The organism is Actinomadura logoneensis (assembly GCF_003428695.1).
GTDB classification, from domain to species: Bacteria; Actinomycetota; Actinomycetes; order Streptosporangiales; family Streptosporangiaceae; genus Spirillospora; species Spirillospora logoneensis.
The window spans coordinates 1-1,187 of the sequence record NZ_QURH01000489.1; the positions used below are offsets into that span (position 1 = coordinate 1).

The 1,187-nt window shown below is 74.5% G+C and carries 1 pseudogene; it reads right to left on the reverse strand.

What is annotated here, in order from left to right:
* Window positions 1-680: 680 nt before the first annotated feature.
* A pseudogene (locus tag DZF91_RS40155) lies at window positions 681-1,187 on the reverse strand (carboxymuconolactone decarboxylase family protein); the annotation flags it as partial.

Here is a 1,187-nt window from a genome sequence, read left to right on the forward strand (position 1 = left end):
CCGGGCGCGGTGGACGCGGCCGGGTCGGCGGACGCGGTCGGCCGGGTGGGGCGGGGGGTCGGTGTGGAGTGGTCGGAGGAGGCGGCGGGCCTGGGGGCGGGGGCTGAGATGGCGGGGCTCCCAGGGTCGTCGGGACGCGCGGTGGGGGAGACGGGGCCGGCGGCGGCGCCGGAGGGGCCGGTGGAGATGGCGGGGCTTGCGGGGCTGGCGGGGATGCGTGCGCTGCCGGGGGAGCGGCCTTCGGCCGTTTCCGGTCCGGGACGACGCGCGGCGCCGCGTGCCATGGATTTCCTCCACACCTTACGGAACGGAACAAAGACCCATGCGGACCCGCGGAACGGGCGAGAGGGCAGGGGGGAGCCGACCCGTTGTTCCGGGGACATGTGACCCCATTACAAACCGATTAGTCGGTTTGTTGCAACCCTGTGCAACCCTATGACCCGCTGGTCAGCAACCCCTCCGCCCCTGGTCGGAGGCCGAATCCGTGCGGTGTTCGGGCAGGTCGCGGCGGACTCTTCGCGGAGAGGTTTGTTTCGTGACACTGAGTAGTGGAATTGCATTCGGCGGCCGGAAAGGCTCCGGGGTCGCGGCATTTGGCGCGCCGTGACGTGGACCGCAGGCGTCCCCCAGAGGACGGTGCAGCAATTTGAGAGGGGGCGGCCGAACGTCGTGGTGGAGATTCAGTCTTTCTTTTCCGTGGGAGCGTTTGTATAAACCGCCTTCGCGCCGGTTTTCCGGGCGGCGGCGAGGGCGGCCCAGGCGGTGAGCCCGAGCAGCGCCGCGTCGTCCTGGCCGGTCCGCCGGAACGCGGCCACGTCCGCCGGCCCGACCCGGTAGGACGCCAGCGCCGTGAGCAGCGCCAGCCGCGCCGCCGGGCGCGACGCGTCCGGCAGCGGGGCCGCGGCCTCCTCCAGCCAGTCGCGGCCCATCGGCGGGGGCGTGCCGTCCCAGGCGTCCATCCGCGCGGCCACCACGTCCCGCACCGGGTCGGGCAGCACCTGCCGCCCGGCCCGTTCGATCGCGGCGGTCGCCCGCGCGAACGCGTCCGTGATGACGGGATCGGCGGAGGCCCATGCCAGGTCGCCGGGAGGCGGCGCGGCGGGGAGCAGGTCCAGGGAGGCGCCCGGCTCGGCGCCGCGCCGCGCCGCCGGGCGCAGCAGCCGGCCGAGGACGCGCATCATGGGCGC